The sequence below is a fragment of the Acidianus ambivalens genome, from assembly GCF_009729015.1.
GTDB lineage: Archaea > Thermoproteota > Thermoprotei_A > Sulfolobales > Sulfolobaceae > Acidianus > Acidianus ambivalens.
On record NZ_CP045482.1, the window covers coordinates 1,219,847 to 1,236,327 of the forward strand.

Consider the following 16,481-nt stretch of genomic DNA (forward strand, 5'->3'; position numbering starts at 1 on the left):
GTTATTAATATTTAAAATCATCTAAATGATAACAGAAGGATATTTTGTCAAATACAAGGGCGTAATATGGGCAGTGAAAGGATGCTACCACCCAGAAGGTTATGTAGTTGCAGTACCGCGTAAATTAGGTGAGAAAAAAATAAAGAAAATGAGTGAATCAATTCAGTTAGTTAAGGAAAAGTTTCCTCAATTGTTAAAATACGTGGACGAAATAGGTTTTGAAGTTCCGTTATTGCCCTTATCTGAGGTGGAAGTATTAGACCCTTTTAAAGTTTCTATATCTCAATTTAGTGATTTTATAAATAATTTCCTTGATGTTGGAATAACGGGAAGTTATCTATATGAAGGAAAAGGAAATGATCTAGATTTAATTTCTTTTAATAGTAAAAATTACTATATACTAATGGATATGAGAAAAAGGGGAATAACGTCACCTTTAGTAGAAGTGAAAGATAATGAAATTGAAGGGCTTTCAAAACAGGATTTTTTGCATTTGAAAGTTAAGAGAGTTCTAGAGGGAAAGTATAAAGGAATTCCCTATACTTTTAAAATAGTTGAATGTGAAGATTTTGGAAAAGTAATTAGGAAAAGTAAATTTGAGGGAATAGTAAAAATTGATAAAGCATTAAAGCCATTTTCCTTGCCCGTTGAATATCTCACAGAAGAAGGCTACATTCTCACTAGTTTTAGGACTAGATATACTGAATTGGAAGAAGGACTAAGGCTTTATATTAAGGGAACTCTACTCTCTAGAGAGAATTTTGAAGACTTAGATTTAGACATTGCTCAAGTAGTAAAAATTATGTAGGAGTGGGTATATAATTATGTATGTCTGCACACAAACAACATAGAGAAATGGCTCCAAAAGTTCTAAACTTTTTCGTGATAACCGTAAGTACTTCAAGATATGAGAAAATGCAGAAAAAAGAGCCGATAGTAGATGAATCTGGAGATATAATTAAACAGGAAATAATAACTTCCGGCCACAGATTAGTAGGATATTCATTAGTACCTGACGATAAAGTAAAAATTTTAAAGGCGTTTGCAGAGGCATTAGACAATCCTGAGGTTGATGTTATAGTATCTACTGGTGGTACAGGTTATTCCAAAACTGACGTCACTGTAGAAACTTTAAGAGGACTATTTGATAGAGAAGTTGAAGGTTTTGGCGAAGTGTTTAGATTCTTAAGTTATGAAGACCCACAAGTTAGATCTGCAGCCTATCTAAGTAAAGCCACTGCAGGAATAATTAAAGATAAGGTTATTTATGCACTACCTGGCTCCCCAGATGCTGTAAAATTAGCTATGGAGAAATTAATCTTGCCAGAAGCCCCGCATTTAGTCTTTATCGCTAGATCTAAGTAGTTTCTCTATTTCATTTTTAACTAAGCTCTTTATGCTTTCATTTTTAAACTCTAGCTTATCCATATTTAGATAATAGTAAAATATTTCAAAATAATTTTTACTCAGTAATACTTTATCTATAGCTTCAGAAAATATTTTTTCGTAAAGTTTTGGCTCTATTTCTTTGTACCATTCTGCATCTTCAAATACTCTATCTAGAGTTGAAAGTGTTTCAGAAATTTCCGAGTGAAGTTTATTAGCATCAGACATATCCAAGTTTATATTTAATAAGTCAATATAACTTTTAATTCCAAGTTTTTTAGCAGCTAGTGGACATAATGTAATTTCTGCATTAACCTTATTTTCTCCATAACCTTCATTATTAGCTAAATTCAACATTTCATACGAACAACCGTAGAATTTCTTCTCCGAGTAAAAACAAGGAAAATGCACTTTTTTACCTTCCATTAATGGTTTAACAATATTTTCTAACATAGAGTATGCAAAAGTTATGTCTAGAATTTTTACAGATTTTAATACAATTAAATAACTGGTTTCTTCTGGAGTTAATGTGATAATTTCATCAACGTTTTCCAAAAGTTTTCTAGCATTTTCAAGATTAATCTGGCCTTTAACTATCTTATCTATGGGGTCAGGAAGTGTTATTATGCCTAGCTTTACTCCTCTTAGTGAGAAGTATTTTATTAGCTTTAACGCATCTTCAAGCAAATTGTCAGAAATCGCAGTTAGGATTATACTCTTTTTAGATGGAAAAGTAAGTTGGACATTAGGTACTTTACTGTTTAAAGCAGATTTTTGTTTTAGTAAATCTACAATATTTAAATCAACTGGGCATACTTCTTCACAAATGCCGCATAAATGGCAATTACTTACCTGGGCTTCTTTTCCTATTGCCGACAATACGAAGAAACCTAAAGGTGAGAAAACAATTGAACCTCTCTGATAACTATGTGGGCACACGTTCACGCATTTACCGCATAATATACAACCATTAAATTTATCAAAAGCATATTCCTGACCTGTTGAAGGAATATTTAATTTCACATCTGACGAGATGACATAATAAACTGAGTTTCCTCTAAAAGTAAAATATGCATATTTAGAATTTTTTAGTAAATCAAAAGAAATATTTTGTAAGTTTGTTTTGCCCATATAAATGTACTTGCCTATACTAGATAGTTCAGGGTAAAATGGTGACGTAGCTGAAAAGCTGTCTATATACCTCTTTACTAAAATTTCTCTAACTTGCGTATATGAAACTATTAGTCTAGTTCCTTCATTATCTTTAATTAGTGAAATATCTCTGAAGGGTAATATATTTTCTGAAAGTAAAGATTTAGCTTTTGATAATACTATATCTTCTGATCCAGTATATTGTTTGAAAATTAATGGTTTATTTTCTTTTTTTATATATACAGCATAAATGATTCCTCCTCTATATTTCCCCGTATATTTTTCTCCATTTAAATATGCCTCAACAGTGACTCTATTAGCTAACTCGCCGAATTCGTTATATCCAAAGCCTTCATCTCCAAGGCTAATTGTTCCACCTACGGAGAAGTCCATTATGCTCCAAAGCTCTGGAGAATAGCCGATTACATCTTTCCATTTAGTTCCTGCGAGAACTTTAATTGAGTCTCCTAGATCCTCTACTCCCTTAAGTTCTGACAAATCTGCTACAATATTTGATGTAACGTTACCTCGAAGTAGTTCATATTTAGCTTCAGCATTATTGGGTAAATTTTTAATATCCTCTTCTTTAGTAATTTTAATATATTTATCAATATTTTTTGATATAATTGACGAGTAAAATAAGCTTTCTAATGATTCCATAAAAAAGTAATTCTAAAACACTGCTAATAATTTATCTTTCATGTGCTACGTAATACTACAGCTGTTTTAAACTTGTAATGAATAAGCGAAGAAGGTAATTTTTATTTTTAGATTTAAGCCTCCTATTTAATGAGGATTCTTTTACATTCATATTTACTGGAAGCTGGTAGCGGTGGAGTAAAAAGGAATAGAGAAGTTATTAAATACTGGAAAAAATATGTTGATGAAATAATATATGTTCCTCTTTTAGGAGACATGAGAAGAGCGTCTGAAGACGATGAATTTAGGAAGAAAATGTACAATGAAATTAAATCATTAGGTCTTGAAATTCCAGAGAAGGTAAGTGAAGTCATAGATAGTGAAGTTATAAAAAGAGTTCCTATAAATATGTCTAAATTAAAATTTGATCTGTATAGTAATACTACTCATTATAAAATTAATTCTGAAATTTCTAAGATAATGGGTAAAATTGATGCCGATATATATTATGCACAACAAGAATTTCCTCAAATGGTAGACTTTCTAACAAAAATTGCAAAAAATAGGAACATAGGTGCGTTGATTCATATTGAGAATTTCCTTGGATCATTAACTGAAGATTTCTCTCATTTTTACAGAGCATATAGCTCAATGGGATTAAGCGGGATTATGTATGCATTTTATGTAACATTCTTAAGATCATATCCTAGGAGGAGAAAATGGGTAGAGTTAATAAACAGTGGAAAAGTAAAGTTTGCTTTTTCGGTTTCAGAACCTTTAGTAGAAATATATCCCTTTATGAGAAAAATCTACACTAGGGTGCTAAAGCCCGGCAATGCATTCGACAAGAAACTTTTAGACTTTAGAGACAAAGGAAAGGAAGATTACTCGGTGTTTTATGCTAGGTTAAGTCCATCAAAAGGTGTGTTAGAACTTTTAAAAATATGGAGAAAAATTGATGAAAATAAAAAATTAATAGTAATGGGAAAATTTTCTGATAAAAAAGTAGAAAAACTTTTTATGAAAAATAAACCAAAAAATGTGGAATACTTAGGTTTTGTTCCTCAAGATAAGCTAATAGACATCGTAAGTAAAGCAAAAGTCTTAGTTTATCCTTCTCATTCTGACTCTTTTTCTTTAGTAATTTTAGAGTCATTAGCTTTAGGTACTCCAGTCATAGCATATAAAATACCAGGGATAAGAAGCGTATACGAAGGGCTTAGCGCCGTAAAATTAGTTAAAGAAGGTGATTTAGCTCAATTTAGACAAGAAATAAGAAAAATTTATGATATGTCAACCAAAGAATATGAAGACTTAATAAATGATAAGAAATTATGGGAGTTCTTAGATGAGCATTCAAGCTGGGAAAAAGTTGCACTAAATGAATTAGAGGAGCTGAAAAAAGTGGTTAACTAACACTGTCACCCCACATGTTATCGCAAGATGCAGCTTTACCTTTAATTACTTCGCTAATTAATCTGAAAGATTTTTTTCTAGATAACATTTTATTATTATTACCACAATAAGGGCTGTAAACACATTTTGGACAACCGTCTTCACAATCGCATTTTCCTACAATGTCCAGCGCAACCTCATAAGCGTCTTCTAGTCTATCATATAATAACTTAGCAACTCCACTACCTCCTACTACAGAGTCATATATAATTACATGGCCGCTAGGATAACTTATTCCAGAAAGGTCTGTAAGCGAAGCACCTGCGACAACTCTTCCTGCAGAAATTAGTACGTGTTCCGTTGCATGATAAGCTTCCATGCCATCAATTAGCGAAAAGTCATCTAGTATAGGATGTTTTATAATTAATCCTTTAGTCTTATAAGTATACGTAAGAGGCACATCATACTCTATTTCTTTTCCTCTATTCTCCTCCTTTTTAGAGTAAAAATCGTGTATAATATAACCATGAACTGAGATTCTAACTTCTATTTCCCCATATTTTACTGGTAAACCATAGACTTTCCTACTTTCAATTTCTGTAAAATTCACCATATCTACGTCATATAACGGTTTTGTATAGTAAGGCAAATCTTTGTCTACTCTCTCGACTCTAGCCACTAGAGTATTGAGATCCACATCCTTAACGATATAGTTCTTCTTCGATACTAAATATACAGCGTTAGGATAAATATCATATAGAGCTACTGGAAGTTCTCTTTCTCCGATTTTCTTTTCTCCATCATATATTTTTATTATAGGACCAGTGCTTCTCAAAGAAGAGTTTATTACGAAAATCTTAGTTTGCTTTGTAGCATAGGCAACATCATTAACTATTTTTACCTTACCTTCTTTATCCAATTCTTTCAAAGCTTTAACCCAAAGAGGAGGTAAACTATCAAGTTTTATCATTCCTTTTTCAAGGAGATATGCTGCGGCATGCACTTTTATAACTTCAAGGTTTGTCGTGTCAAATGGTAATGGCGTTAACTTTCTATTGAAGAATTCCTCTGGTTTTCTCAAAAAATAAGAATCTATTGGATCGTCACCTAAAATCGTTATAATATAACCTATCCTATTACGCCTACCTGCTCTACCAGCTCTTTGAATGTATTTTGAATAACTTGGCGGATCTTCAGCCATAATAACAACGTCTAAGTCCCCTATATCTATTCCAAGTTCTAAAGTAGGAGTAGCAACAACTCCCATTATTTTCCCGTTTTTAAGATCTTCCTCTATTTTTATTCTTTCTGAAGGTAATATTCCTGCTCTGTGAACTTGAATATTAACTCCGAATCTATCGGCAATCTTTGCAGTGACTTCCGCCATTTGCTGTGAATCTGTGAATACTAACGTTCTTAAGCCATTTTTTATTAGAAGAGCTGCTAAGTACGCTGCTAAAGTCCACCTACTCATTCCTTTAGAATTAACTAATATGTGAATTGCCATGCCTCTTCTTCTTTTAGTTCCTTCAATTATCTCTCCTGGCTCGTCAAAGAGTTCTTGGAACATGTATGGCGAAGTACCAATTGTGGCACTTGATGCAATGATGTGAATATCGTTAGTAAATTCCTTTAATCTATCGATTATCATTCTTAAGTGAGATCCTAGAACTCCTTCATATACGTGAATTTCATCAAATACGAAATGTTCTGCAGACCTAATTATTCTTCTAAAATTAGGGCTTAAAGGAAGTCCTACGTGGATCATATCTGGATTGGTTATTAATATATCTGGTGGATTAGCGTAAAGTCGGTCTCTTTCAATTTTAGGTGTATCTCCATCTATTATTCCAACACTTATTGGTAGGTTCTTTATTAATCTTAGAATTCTACTTAATTGGTCTCTAGCTAGGGCTTTAGTTGGATAAACTATAACGCTTTTTTCTCCTTTTAGTGCTAAGTCTAAAATTGGAATAAGAAACGCTTCAGTCTTTCCAGTTCCTGTTCCGGAAATTATCAATACGTTCTTTCTACTTTCAATCTCTTCTAACGCTTTTTCTTGGAATTTATAAAGTCTAGTTATTCCGATATTTTTTAATGAGTTTTTTAATCTCTCGTCTATTTGTAGATCATCGACCTTGCTCCCCAGTTCTGGTTCTAGAGCCGTCTCTGTATGAACGTGAGCTACGTCGGCCGAGAAAAGCTTTAATCCTTCAGTAAGCTTGTCAAGTACTTCCATACCTTTAAATAATTGTCTTTTGAAGTAAAAAGCATGACAGAGATAATAACTAATATAGGGGATCTCAGAGAGTTTTTAGAAAAGCAAGAGAGCTTAGGCGTTAAAAATCTCGAAATAATCATTTCAGCAGATGTCTTGGAAAAATCTCCAGAAATAGCAAATAAATATGGATATTCAATAATTGATGGTGAAGATTTACCTAGCGGATATTTTAAGCTCACTTTAGAGTATAGAGGTATAGGGAAGAGTAATTCTCATAAACAATTTTTCAATTAAATTTTAGTTCATTTATATATTTGTTAAACTCCATTTTTCTTGGTAAATTAGGTAAAAATAATGATATAAAAGAAGCTAAATTAATGTAAACTAATGTTTTCAGTATATAAATGCCGCATAATACAAGTTTTCCGCATCTTTTACCTTCTAGTAGACATTTTTGAATCTCAGCCATTTTTTTACTGCGTTTTGCTGCATACTTAGCTTTTCCTTTGAACGCTTCTATCATAATTGCATTATCATGTATAGCATCATCAAAAAATATTTTGCTCTATATGTAATGAAGTCTTCAAAATTTCTTGTTATATGTCTTGAGGAACTGGAATGAAGTCTATAGTATGTTAGTTTATCAGAAATTATACGGATTTTGCCTTTTTCTGATATGGCAGATAAAAGAAAGAAATTATCAACTAATCTTCTAATTTTATAGAGACTCTCAAGATTTTTATCTAAAACCCGCCTACGTCAGTATGAGAATCTCGTTTATTGCAAGATAAATTAAAATTTAGAATAAATTGAATTTAACTCAATTAATTTACAATAAAATATCATATATTTCGGACCGTTGTATCTAATAAATAATATTTTTCTTGAATATACTAGAGATATACAATTTATTTAACATGAATAATAAGGGAAGCATAGAATCGGCTGGACTTAAGGGAAAACACTTCCGTGATAACACCCTTGCCCTATCCCTTGAGCTACGCGATGCCTTAAGCCCTTCCAAGAGAGATTCACAAAACTCCCACAACTTAACCCTCCTCCAAGAACGAACCAGAAACCAAACATTCAAGAGAAAGAAGAACGAGAACCAACTCCTTCCTAACATCGCAAGTCCTGGTATTCAGATGAGGGAATATAAGGATAAGAGACCTTATCTTATCATAGGCGGTATAGTTGACGATTATTTAGGCGAGTATATGGCGGGAGGAGTTATAGTAGTATTTGGGAAGGGATTTGGGGAACCCCGTCAGTAATTTTGTAGGCTCTGGAATGGTTGGCGGTAGGATATACATAAGGGGTAAAGTTTCCCCATCTAAAATAGGCTTATAGCCTCCTAAGTTAGAGGTAGCGAGATTTTTGAAAGCCCTATTAATTGATGGTCTAATATCGAAAGAGGAGTATAATGAATTGAAAGATCGTGAATATATAGACTTGATGGATAGGTTAAAGGGAGAGGCTAAGGAATACGCTAAAAGACTATTTGAGGAAAAGATAGGAATACTGCAATATGAATATATAGAGTTAAATGAGGAGGAGTTTAAGGAATTATTACCGGTGGTTGAGGATTATGCTAAGGAAATGAAGGAGAATTGCTTTATAGAATTATTAAAGGAGAAATTTACTGTAATAACTGCTAGGAGAGTAAAGTAATTATTTTAGACATTATTTTTTCCTTAAAACGATCTTTGCTAAACTGTAAAGATCTTCTCCTCATCTCTCTTCTTAACTCCAAATTATTCTCTTCGATTAGATTGCGCAATATACCTACAGCTTCATCAATATTAGAGTACGAGAATTCTGGTACTACTTCATATGCCCCACTGTCCTTAGGTACAATGGGAATTACTCCAGCTGACATTGCTTCAACTACCGGAATTCCGAAGTGTTCTCCGATAGTTGGATGAAAGTAAACTTTAGCTTTAGAAAGTATTTTTAGTAGTTCCTCTCTGGGTAGGTTTGTTAAAAATTCCACATTTGCCTTAAGTTCTCTTTTTAACTTGTTCAATTTCTTGAGGTAGCTTACCTCATTTAACGACCCTACTATTACCCCTTTTATTCCGCTTTTTGCGGATAGTATTATTGAGTTTTCTAGCATTTTACCTCTCTCTATTCTACCCACGGTTACGAAGAAGTTCTCTCTATTGTCCTCATTATAGGCTTTAGAGAAGAACTCCACATCAACGGGAGGATATATTACCTCTGGTTCGTTAATATTATATACTTGTGCTATGGCTTTTGCCGAATAGCGGGAGTTTGCTATTATTTTAGCCCTCTTAGCCTCATCCTTAATTTTGTTTATCATAATTTTAAAGGGAGTTATGTAAATTTTCCAGAAAACTGATTTAGTATATTTACTCGGTAGGGTTGAGATTGCAGGAGCACCGGCGTAAATTACGTGAGGGGCTAAGTTAGATAGGGGTATAGGTACTCCCGAGGCGTTTAAGTACAACTTAGGTTTTACCTTTTTAGCTGGATAATAAGTTAAAATTCTCTGATATTTATCGAATTTCGGTATGTGAAATGGCAGACAATACGTTGAGGGTATAGATTTATCATACGGTTTAGAAAAGCTTACTGCAATATAACTTATTCCTCTTTCGTTTAACATTTCAAAGAATGTTCTATAAACGTAACCCTCTCCGCTGTATCCTCTACTCATTCCCAACCCATGGGCTATTACTGCAACCTTTATTTCCTTCATAATGCCGTTTATAATTAGTATGGTAGAGATTATAATACCAGTGGGTCCTAATGACAATCTAGAATGGGTTAAAAGGAGCGTAGAGTCAGCTTTATCTCAGCCCGTAGATAGGGTTGTAATTTATGATAATAGTGAAAGGGCTGACATAAGTGATTTCTTTAGCAGTTTAAGGGGGAATTTGAAATACATTAGGGATAAAAGAATGAGAAAAGTGAACATGGCTAGGTTAAGGAATAAATTGCTTTCATTATCTAGTGAAAAATATATTATAATGTTAGATAGCGATGTAGTAATACCTAAGGACTATTCTAGGAGATTAATTGAAAGGTTGGAGAGTGGTATAGCGTTTACTTGGATGCATTACGCTTATTCTGAAAGTGAGATAGATAAGCCTTTATCATTAAATGAGCATAATCCTAATTTGGGTTGTGCTGGATTAAACACTGAGGTTATAAGGAGTATTGGGAATTTTGATGAAAGATATGAAAGGGATGAGGACGTTTGGCTTTACGCTAAGCTAAAGAAATTAGGATATAGAGTTGAACCCACTGAGGGTAGATGTCTTCACTTAAATAAGGTTCACGCTAGGTTAAACTTCTCTTCCTCCTTAATTGAGGCTAAGCGAAATCTTTGGAGAAGTAAATACGATATTATGTTAATGATGGACGGTCTTACAGATTTAACATTTCTAACCGGATATTCATATTATGGTAGTTATTATATTTTGGGAATACTCTCAATGTTTTTCCATCCGTTAGCGTTAGTTTACATACCTCTTATAAGTTACGGTTTATATTATTATAAGGGAATTAAGAAGTACGTTTTCAATTTAATTCCGGGACTGGCTTTGGCTTTATCCTTCCCCTACGGTTTAGGGTATAACCTTGTTAAGAAGTTTAAGTAGTTCTTCCCTCCTTTTATTAAAGGTGATTAGCTTATCTTCATCATAAACAATCTTACCATTAACTATAACCTTTTCCACGTATTCTCCAACTGCGTTAATATACTATGTTTGAAAGTATCCTGTCCTTTCTTAAAGGATATAAAAGGTCTTTTCTGAGCAACACTAAATCTGCAATGTATACCTTTTCTACTCTTCTACCTTTTACTCCAATTAACTTATACCCCTCTCAGTAGCAGCTTTAATGCTCGTATCCCAATATGAGTGTCTCTGTAGGAGTACCGCGTTCTTCATTTTCCTAAACATGTCTAAGGAATTGTTGCTAGCTGGACCTATTGTTACGTTTAGTCTCTTTCTAACATCTCTCTAAAGGGAAAGAAGCCAGCTGTGGCCAATTTCATGTTTGAAGTTGGACAGTGTGTTGCATGATTTACGTAATTTATTTCCCAACTGGCTATCCAGCCTAAATGTACTAGTTGGATAACCTATTTAAACCTATAGTAAATGTTCATAACATTTACGCAACTTCAATAAGTACTTTAAAGTTGGCTAGACAATTGTCTGAGGAACAAAATACATGGGTTCACATTCATGTATCTGAAACCAGAAGGGAGATTTAAGAGATAAAGAGAAAATATGGTAAATTCCTAGTAGAGTTACTGCACGAATTTAACTTGACAAAAAATTCCCACCCTTAATCGTCTTTGCCTCATATCTATCTCATAAGGCTCGAATAGACTATCTAAAAATGTATAACCAAGTATATTCTAACACTTGCAAGGATAGAGCGTGGAAAGTTTCTTGAAAGAAGTATTCAATTATCTCATAAAGTAGGCATATCTGCTGTTATAGTAGGATATTTAAGTGATACTAAATATTATAAAGAGAGTTAATTTCACTGAAATCTAAATTGAATGCTAATATTAGTTTTGTTCTAAACGCTAGTAAAGAAGAATTGATACAAGTTATGAAAGATGCATATTGTTATTTTCACACTACTCAAGGTGAGCAGTTCGGAATTCCTTAGTAGAATCTATGGCAGCAGGATTAGTTCTAGTAGTTCCTAAAGAAAGTGGAGCAGCAGAAATAATACCAGAGTTTACTTATTCTACTCTAGGAGAGGCAGAAAGTAAAGTGAAAGAAGCCTATATAAAACATTCCTCTAAGAGTTATGAAATGAAAGAATAGCCTCTAAATTCTCTAAAGCTAGATTTAAGGAAGAATTTTGGTAATATATTATAAATATCTATAATAACAACAAAAAATGATCCGAGAATCTTAGCTTGCATATTTCATAATAACGTCTCTAACAGAATTTGCTACATTATCCCAACTAGAATGTAATTTAAGAAAATCTAAAAGTTTAGGTTCGTTAATTATTTCGTCCATGTCTTTTTCGTTTAAAGAAAGAATTTCATACGCTTTTCTACTCATGTCTTCCTGGTCAAACTCTTCAACTATTTTAACTGCCTTTAGTCCATAGTATACACTTCTTATTGCAGGTATTCCATACGCAACTACTGGGGTACCTAACGCTAGAGCCTCTAATACTACTAAAGAAAATCCATCTATATGCGTGGGATAAATAAAAAGTTTAGCTCTAGAAACTACATCATACAGCTTTTCCCTTGGTACAAAGCCTAGATATTCAACATTTAATCCATATTTTTTGACTTTTTTCCAAAATAGTTTCTCATTATATTTATCAAAAAATCTTCCCATAAGAACTAGTTTAACTCTTTTAGATAGTTTTGCTTGAATTCTTTTTAATATGTCTGGAATTTCGTGAATTCCTTTATCTTGATTCAATCTGCTCCAAAAAACTACATAATCTTCCTTTCCTCTATTTCTATATTTAAGAAGCTCAGGATCAAAAGCATTACCAGGGAAAAGTACTTCTCCTGTAATTCCACTTTCTTCTAAAGGCCCTTTGCTAACTGCTGCTATAAAACTTGGCTTATATTTCTTGAGTAGTCTCTTATATTTGGGTTTAGAATATAATTCATTATATAGGAATCTAGTATAAAATCCTTTTCCAGTATATGGATTGAATTTATAAAACTTTACTAACCTCCTTAGGTATTTTATCGAATTATTATAAAATAAAGGTAAATGTAGAGTTAATCCAAATTTAGTTGACTTGCCTAAATAAAATATATCGAATGAAGTGTGATCAGGCTCATATAGAAAATCTACATCAACTGAGTATCTTTTAGATACTTCCTTTGCAATTTTATCTGAAAGTAAGAATCTTTTAATTCCTCTAATTCTAAACTTATTTTGCTCCTCCAGAATTGAGTAAAATTCTGGTGTAATTTTTATTCCTTCTCTTTCAACTTCTTTAGCTTTCTCAATTAAAACTTCTTTATCCCAAATAAATACAGGACTTGAAGGATAATAAACTATTTTAAAGTATTTAGTTAATCTCTTAACTACTTCGTATGCATGTTCTGCCCCTCCACCAGCAAATTTAGGTGATAAGAAATTATTGTAAACTATTCCTAGCTTCATATTTGAGAGTTATGATTTCTTAATAAATTAAAATTCTCTGCTATAGCAATATAGGCTGTGTTCAAGTATTTTTATATAAAAATTTTTGTATGATGAGGTTATAATATTAGGTGATTAAGATGAGTAGTAAGTTATAACGCTCATTATCCTTTCGTTTTTTAAGTATTTCTCCTAGCTTTTATTATATTAATTGTCGGGGCCTTAATAGGTTATTACTTTGGTCTGAGGAATGTTGAGGTATTATTTAATGTGTTTAAAAGTTTTTGTCCAATTGAGGCCGAATTCTTTTTCACATAAATCTTTTTACGTAGTTTATAACCAACTTTTCTTGATTATTGACTACACGTCAATGAAGGCAGAAGGACGGAGAGATAGTGGAGATATGAACCCCGAACCGTTGAGGTTCCACTGGCTGAGAGTTAGTTCATACGTTCTATCATGAGTGAAATGAAAGTTTAGGTAAAAAAGGATGGTTGGTATTTTCTCATGGCATAACTTCTCCAATTCTGCCACTTCTCTTAAGGAATCATGAACTCTTGGGACTGATCTATGGAAACACCACTATACTCGTGAGCAGTTAGGGAGAACATTAATAAAAAACTCAAGTAATACTATCGATGTTTAGAATTAAAAATAGTTAATAGTTACGTGTATCTGTTACAGTCTTCTTCCTTATCTCTCAGTCTTTACAGAGAAGGGGGTTAAGGGGGCAGAAAGCCTCACCAGCGGGGATGGATAGCCCCTTATATTTAAATAATTCTTTTTCTTAAATTCCATTAATGGCTAGGAGGGTTAAAGCGATCAGAGCTAGTGTTTCTATGAAGATCGCCGTCTCTGAACCTCTCCTAGCCCTCGTGAATAACTACGTTAAAGCACTCCGTTTCACCCTATTTTGGTTAAAGGAGAACGTGAAAAACCCAAATGAGAAGGGAGTGCTTTCGAAAGTCCACGAGAAGTTATACGAGAAGTTAAGAGGGGAATACAATCTGCCATCAAAGGTTGCTGAGGACTGCTATAGGGATGCCCTCTCGATATACAAGGGATGGTACAACAACCCGAGGAGGGGACGTTTTCCAAGAGTGTACAAACCCACAGTTTGGCTAACACCAAAGAAAAGTTATAGTGTGAACTTCGAGAGGATGACTGTTAAGATAACTAGTGTTGGAGAACTTCAAATTCTAGGTTATCCTAGGAACTTGAAGGACTACTTAAGCTGGAAAATGAGGGAGGCCAGGTTAGCGGTCAAGGGCGGGAAGGCTTTCCTCAAGGTAGTTTTTGAGAAAGAGGAAGAAGGAGAGAAGGTTGAGCCAAAGGAAAGTATTGCCGTAGACATTAACATGAGTGAGATAGTAGTTGGTAAGGATGATATACACTACGTTAGGATTCCAACTCGTCTCGAAGAGGTTCATCACTGGAAGTCATTAGCCGAAAACCTTCAAAGGAAGTACTCAAGGAGGTGGAGGGAGAATAAGAAGATCTTGTATAGGATTCGTTCTTTCCACATAAAGGCTAAGATGATTATGGAGGATTTTGCTAGAAAAGTGGGGAAATGGGTTGTTGAAGTAGCGAGAATGATGAGTTCTAACGTCGTCAAACTAGAGAACCTTAAGAACCTCATCAAAAACGTAGATAGACTGCCAAGAGAGTTTCACGATAAACTCTATTTGATGCAGTATCGTCGTTTGCAGTATTGGATTTCTTGGCAGGCTAAGAAGCATGGAATGATTGTTGAGTTTGTTAATCCTAGTTATTCTTCAATCTCATGCCCTAAGTGTGGGCAAAAGATGGTTGAAGTTTCCCATCGTTGGTTTAAGTGTTCTTGTGGTTATGAGAATGATCGCGACGTTATTGCGGTAGTTAATCTTAATGGGAGGGGTTCTCTGAGCCTCTCGACTGCCCCTCAAATGAGGGATGTAATCCCGAACCGATGAGGGGAACCCCCGCTGGCGGGGAGGAAGTCAGTCTGTTGAGTGGTAAAATTTTGGTAAATCTGTTATGCCTTTTAGAAGGTATAGATTTTATTCTTAAAGGGTTGCGGTTAGAGGTAGTGATTAAAGCGCTCACTACAAAGGCCTTGGTATAATATACTCACAGCTTTGATGTAAATAATGAATCGATAAGAGGAACGCAGTAGAACAAATTTTCAGATTAAAGTTGAGATTTGTAATATTAATAAGCACTTTACACAATGCTGATAAGGCTTCAATATCTGATGCAGATAAAAGCGTTCTTCATCTTATTTAACCTATTACAATAAGGCAAATGATAACGCTGTGCGTACTCGCGATACAATAATTTTTAAATTCTAAATATTAACTAGGTTTATTACTAAAAATTATTAATTAGGCCAAATATTTTAAAAATTATAAATAAATCTTTTATTATAATTGTTTAGATTATATACTATAAAAATAATTGGATTGTTTTAGATTATTAAGATCAAATTGAATAATTATGTAATAATGCTTCCAATGTTCTTCTTTGTTTTTCATATGTTTTTTTAATAAATCTAAGTCTAAGGTTAAAAGGTAATAGAGATGCAAAAACTAATCCCTTATGAGATCCTATATGTGAATTCTTTAATACTCTTAAATAATCAGAGATCGTAGCTTTACATTCGGTCATTGGCTTCTTTGAAATAAACTTATGTCTAACTTTAGACAAAGATACTTCATATTTATAAACCGATTTTATTTCATCATCTAGCATCGAATATACAGTTAGATGGTCTAAACAATAGTAATATGACCTATAAAACGAGTTTTTTATGAAATTTTCTAGTGAATCAAATGTTCTCATAGAAGATGAGTAAGATAACCTATATAATGTAAGATTCTTATTATCATAGTATATTGGATTTTTGTGCGTAAATCCAATGGTAGAGTAAAGGAAATCAACAGCTCTCGTCATTTTGTATAAATATTCTATCTTATTTAGCAATAATTCCTTCAGTATTGAAAATGTAGAGCTACTATGATATCCAAATTTATTACGTTTAAACATTCTCACGTAATTTTCTCCATCTTTTTTTGTTACAAGCAAAGGGTCTATTTTTTCTTCAAAATCTTTTTTGTAAATAATTTTTCCATTAAAGAAATATCTTATTCTATCTCTATATACGCTGAGATTTTTATCCTTAAAGTTCTCGTAAACCTCTTCTAACTTATTTTTTTCAAACATATCATCATCATCAAGAAAAGATATTATTTTGCCTTCTGCAATCTTAATTCCGTCTAATACTTGTCTTCCAGAATAGAATTCGTTACTATAAACAAATTTTATTCTCTCTTTTTTGCAAAATTCCTCCGCATCTCTAAAATTGGAAACAAAAATTATTTCATATTTATCATTAGGTAACGTTTGATTAAGTACGCTCTTTATCGCATCCATATAGAAATCTTTTCTATTATAGGCAGTAATTATTACAGAAATTTCTACCATTATTACCCTTAACTCACTTAGCAAGAGCTTATCTTAAAAACATTCGCTTTACTAAGATCTTATTAGATACGCTTTTTCTCTTAGGCTTATTATTAATTAAACTCTGATATCTT

General features: G+C 33.1%; 13 protein-coding genes and 3 pseudogenes. 8 read left to right on the top strand and 8 right to left on the bottom strand.

Going from position 1 to position 16,481, the window contains the following annotated elements:
* The first annotated feature begins 25 nt into the window (after window positions 1–25).
* Together D1866_RS07170 and D1866_RS07175 are read left to right on the top strand one after the other, a co-directional pair.
* Window positions 26–808 carry a hypothetical protein gene (locus D1866_RS07170; RefSeq protein WP_152941624.1) on the top strand — a complete coding sequence of 261 codons (783 nt, stop codon included), beginning with the start codon at window positions 26–28 and terminating at the stop codon, window positions 806–808.
* Between the two features lie 20 nt (window positions 809–828).
* Window positions 829–1,365 carry a MogA/MoaB family molybdenum cofactor biosynthesis protein gene (locus tag D1866_RS07175; protein WP_152941622.1) on the top strand — a complete coding sequence of 179 codons (537 nt, stop codon included), beginning with the start codon at window positions 829–831 and terminating at the stop codon, window positions 1,363–1,365.
* On the opposite strand, the gene D1866_RS07180 is transcribed toward D1866_RS07175, so the two are convergent.
* Window positions 1,339–3,198, bottom strand: a complete 1,860-nt coding sequence (locus D1866_RS07180; RefSeq protein ID WP_152941620.1) for a 4Fe-4S dicluster domain-containing protein — start codon at window positions 3,196–3,198, stop codon at window positions 1,339–1,341. The two genes, D1866_RS07175 and D1866_RS07180, sit on opposite strands and share 27 nt — an antisense overlap.
* Window positions 3,199–3,327: 129 nt before the next feature.
* Here D1866_RS07180 and D1866_RS07185 point away from each other — a divergent pair, with 129 nt between their 5' ends.
* Window positions 3,328–4,593 carry a glycosyltransferase gene (locus D1866_RS07185; RefSeq protein ID WP_152941618.1) on the top strand — a complete coding sequence of 422 codons (1,266 nt, stop codon included), beginning with the start codon at window positions 3,328–3,330 and terminating at the stop codon, window positions 4,591–4,593.
* Here D1866_RS07185 and D1866_RS07190 read toward each other — a convergent pair.
* The gene (locus D1866_RS07190; protein WP_152941616.1) at window positions 4,586–6,811 is read right to left on the bottom strand and encodes a DEAD/DEAH box helicase; all 2,226 of its coding nucleotides are present in this window, start codon (window positions 6,809–6,811) and stop codon (window positions 4,586–4,588) included. The two genes, D1866_RS07185 and D1866_RS07190, sit on opposite strands and share 8 nt — an antisense overlap.
* Window positions 6,812–6,844: 33 nt before the next feature.
* Between D1866_RS07190 and D1866_RS07195 the strand changes: the two genes are divergently transcribed.
* On the top strand, window positions 6,845–7,087 hold the full coding sequence (locus D1866_RS07195; RefSeq protein ID WP_152941614.1) for a hypothetical protein: 243 nt from the start codon (window positions 6,845–6,847) through the stop codon (window positions 7,085–7,087).
* Here the strand turns inward: D1866_RS07195 and D1866_RS07200 are convergent.
* Together D1866_RS07200 and D1866_RS13435 are read right to left on the bottom strand one after the other, a co-directional pair.
* A complete protein-coding gene (locus tag D1866_RS07200) occupies window positions 7,080–7,316 on the bottom strand; it encodes a hypothetical protein (RefSeq protein ID WP_152941612.1) in 237 nt (78 codons plus the stop codon). The two genes, D1866_RS07195 and D1866_RS07200, sit on opposite strands and share 8 nt — an antisense overlap.
* 342 nt (window positions 7,317–7,658) lie before the next feature.
* Window positions 7,659–7,938: pseudogene (locus D1866_RS13435) on the bottom strand (hypothetical protein); the annotation flags it as partial.
* Between D1866_RS13435 and D1866_RS07210 the strand changes: the two are divergent.
* A pseudogene (locus D1866_RS07210) lies at window positions 7,930–8,464 on the top strand (GltB/FmdC/FwdC-like GXGXG domain-containing protein); the annotation flags it as partial. The pseudogenes D1866_RS13435 and D1866_RS07210 sit on opposite strands and share 9 nt — an antisense overlap.
* Here D1866_RS07210 and D1866_RS07215 read toward each other — a convergent pair.
* Entirely contained in the window at window positions 8,448–9,515 is a 1,068-nt protein-coding gene (locus D1866_RS07215; RefSeq protein ID WP_152941610.1) for a glycosyltransferase family 4 protein, read from the bottom strand. The pseudogene D1866_RS07210 and the gene D1866_RS07215 sit on opposite strands and share 17 nt — an antisense overlap.
* Window positions 9,516–9,534: 19 nt before the next feature.
* Here D1866_RS07215 and D1866_RS07220 point away from each other — a divergent pair, with 19 nt between their 5' ends.
* The gene (locus D1866_RS07220; RefSeq protein ID WP_152941607.1) at window positions 9,535–10,419 is read left to right on the top strand and encodes a glycosyltransferase family 2 protein; all 885 of its coding nucleotides are present in this window, start codon (window positions 9,535–9,537) and stop codon (window positions 10,417–10,419) included.
* Here the strand turns inward: D1866_RS07220 and D1866_RS13825 are convergent.
* A pseudogene (locus D1866_RS13825) lies at window positions 10,387–10,895 on the bottom strand (amidohydrolase family protein); the annotation flags it as partial. The gene D1866_RS07220 and the pseudogene D1866_RS13825 overlap by 33 nt on opposite strands.
* Before the next feature lie 556 nt (window positions 10,896–11,451).
* Between D1866_RS13825 and D1866_RS07230 the strand changes: the two are divergent.
* The gene (locus D1866_RS07230) at window positions 11,452–11,604 is read left to right on the top strand and encodes a hypothetical protein (RefSeq protein ID WP_152941605.1); all 153 of its coding nucleotides are present in this window, start codon (window positions 11,452–11,454) and stop codon (window positions 11,602–11,604) included.
* Between the two features lie 90 nt (window positions 11,605–11,694).
* Here the strand turns inward: D1866_RS07230 and D1866_RS07235 are convergent, their stop codons facing one another.
* Entirely contained in the window at window positions 11,695–12,927 is a 1,233-nt protein-coding gene (locus tag D1866_RS07235) for a glycosyltransferase family 4 protein (RefSeq protein WP_152941603.1), read from the bottom strand.
* Between the two features lie 779 nt (window positions 12,928–13,706).
* On the opposite strand from D1866_RS07235, the gene D1866_RS07240 reads away from it, so the two are divergent.
* Window positions 13,707–14,858: an RNA-guided endonuclease TnpB family protein gene (locus tag D1866_RS07240; RefSeq protein ID WP_152941601.1), complete on the top strand. Its 1,152-nt coding sequence runs from the start codon at window positions 13,707–13,709 to the stop codon at window positions 14,856–14,858.
* 508 nt (window positions 14,859–15,366) lie between these two features.
* On the opposite strand, the gene D1866_RS07245 is transcribed toward D1866_RS07240, so the two are convergent.
* On the bottom strand, window positions 15,367–16,392 hold the full coding sequence (locus tag D1866_RS07245) for a glycosyltransferase family 2 protein (RefSeq protein WP_231136266.1): 1,026 nt from the start codon (window positions 16,390–16,392) through the stop codon (window positions 15,367–15,369).
* Between the last annotated feature and the right edge of the window lie 89 nt (window positions 16,393–16,481).

Excerpts from the sequence above, each read along its gene's own strand:
- D1866_RS07170 (WP_152941624.1), top strand. The coding sequence starts at position 26 with ATGATAACAGAAGGATATTTTGTCAAATACAAGGGCGTAATATGGGCA.
- D1866_RS07175 (WP_152941622.1), top strand. The coding sequence starts at position 829 with ATGTCTGCACACAAACAACATAGAGAAATGGCTCCAAAAGTTCTAAAC.
- D1866_RS07180 (WP_152941620.1), bottom strand. The coding sequence starts at position 3,198 with ATGGAATCATTAGAAAGCTTATTTTACTCGTCAATTATATCAAAAAAT.
- D1866_RS07185 (WP_152941618.1), top strand. The coding sequence starts at position 3,328 with ATGAGGATTCTTTTACATTCATATTTACTGGAAGCTGGTAGCGGTGGA.
- D1866_RS07190 (WP_152941616.1), bottom strand. The coding sequence starts at position 6,811 with ATGGAAGTACTTGACAAGCTTACTGAAGGATTAAAGCTTTTCTCGGCC.
- D1866_RS07195 (WP_152941614.1), top strand. The coding sequence starts at position 6,845 with ATGACAGAGATAATAACTAATATAGGGGATCTCAGAGAGTTTTTAGAA.
- D1866_RS07200 (WP_152941612.1), bottom strand. The coding sequence starts at position 7,316 with ATGATAGAAGCGTTCAAAGGAAAAGCTAAGTATGCAGCAAAACGCAGT.
- D1866_RS07215 (WP_152941610.1), bottom strand. The coding sequence starts at position 9,515 with ATGAAGGAAATAAAGGTTGCAGTAATAGCCCATGGGTTGGGAATGAGT.
- D1866_RS07220 (WP_152941607.1), top strand. The coding sequence starts at position 9,535 with ATGGTAGAGATTATAATACCAGTGGGTCCTAATGACAATCTAGAATGG.
- D1866_RS07230 (WP_152941605.1), top strand. The coding sequence starts at position 11,452 with ATGGCAGCAGGATTAGTTCTAGTAGTTCCTAAAGAAAGTGGAGCAGCA.
- D1866_RS07235 (WP_152941603.1), bottom strand. The coding sequence starts at position 12,927 with ATGAAGCTAGGAATAGTTTACAATAATTTCTTATCACCTAAATTTGCT.
- D1866_RS07240 (WP_152941601.1), top strand. The coding sequence starts at position 13,707 with ATGGCTAGGAGGGTTAAAGCGATCAGAGCTAGTGTTTCTATGAAGATC.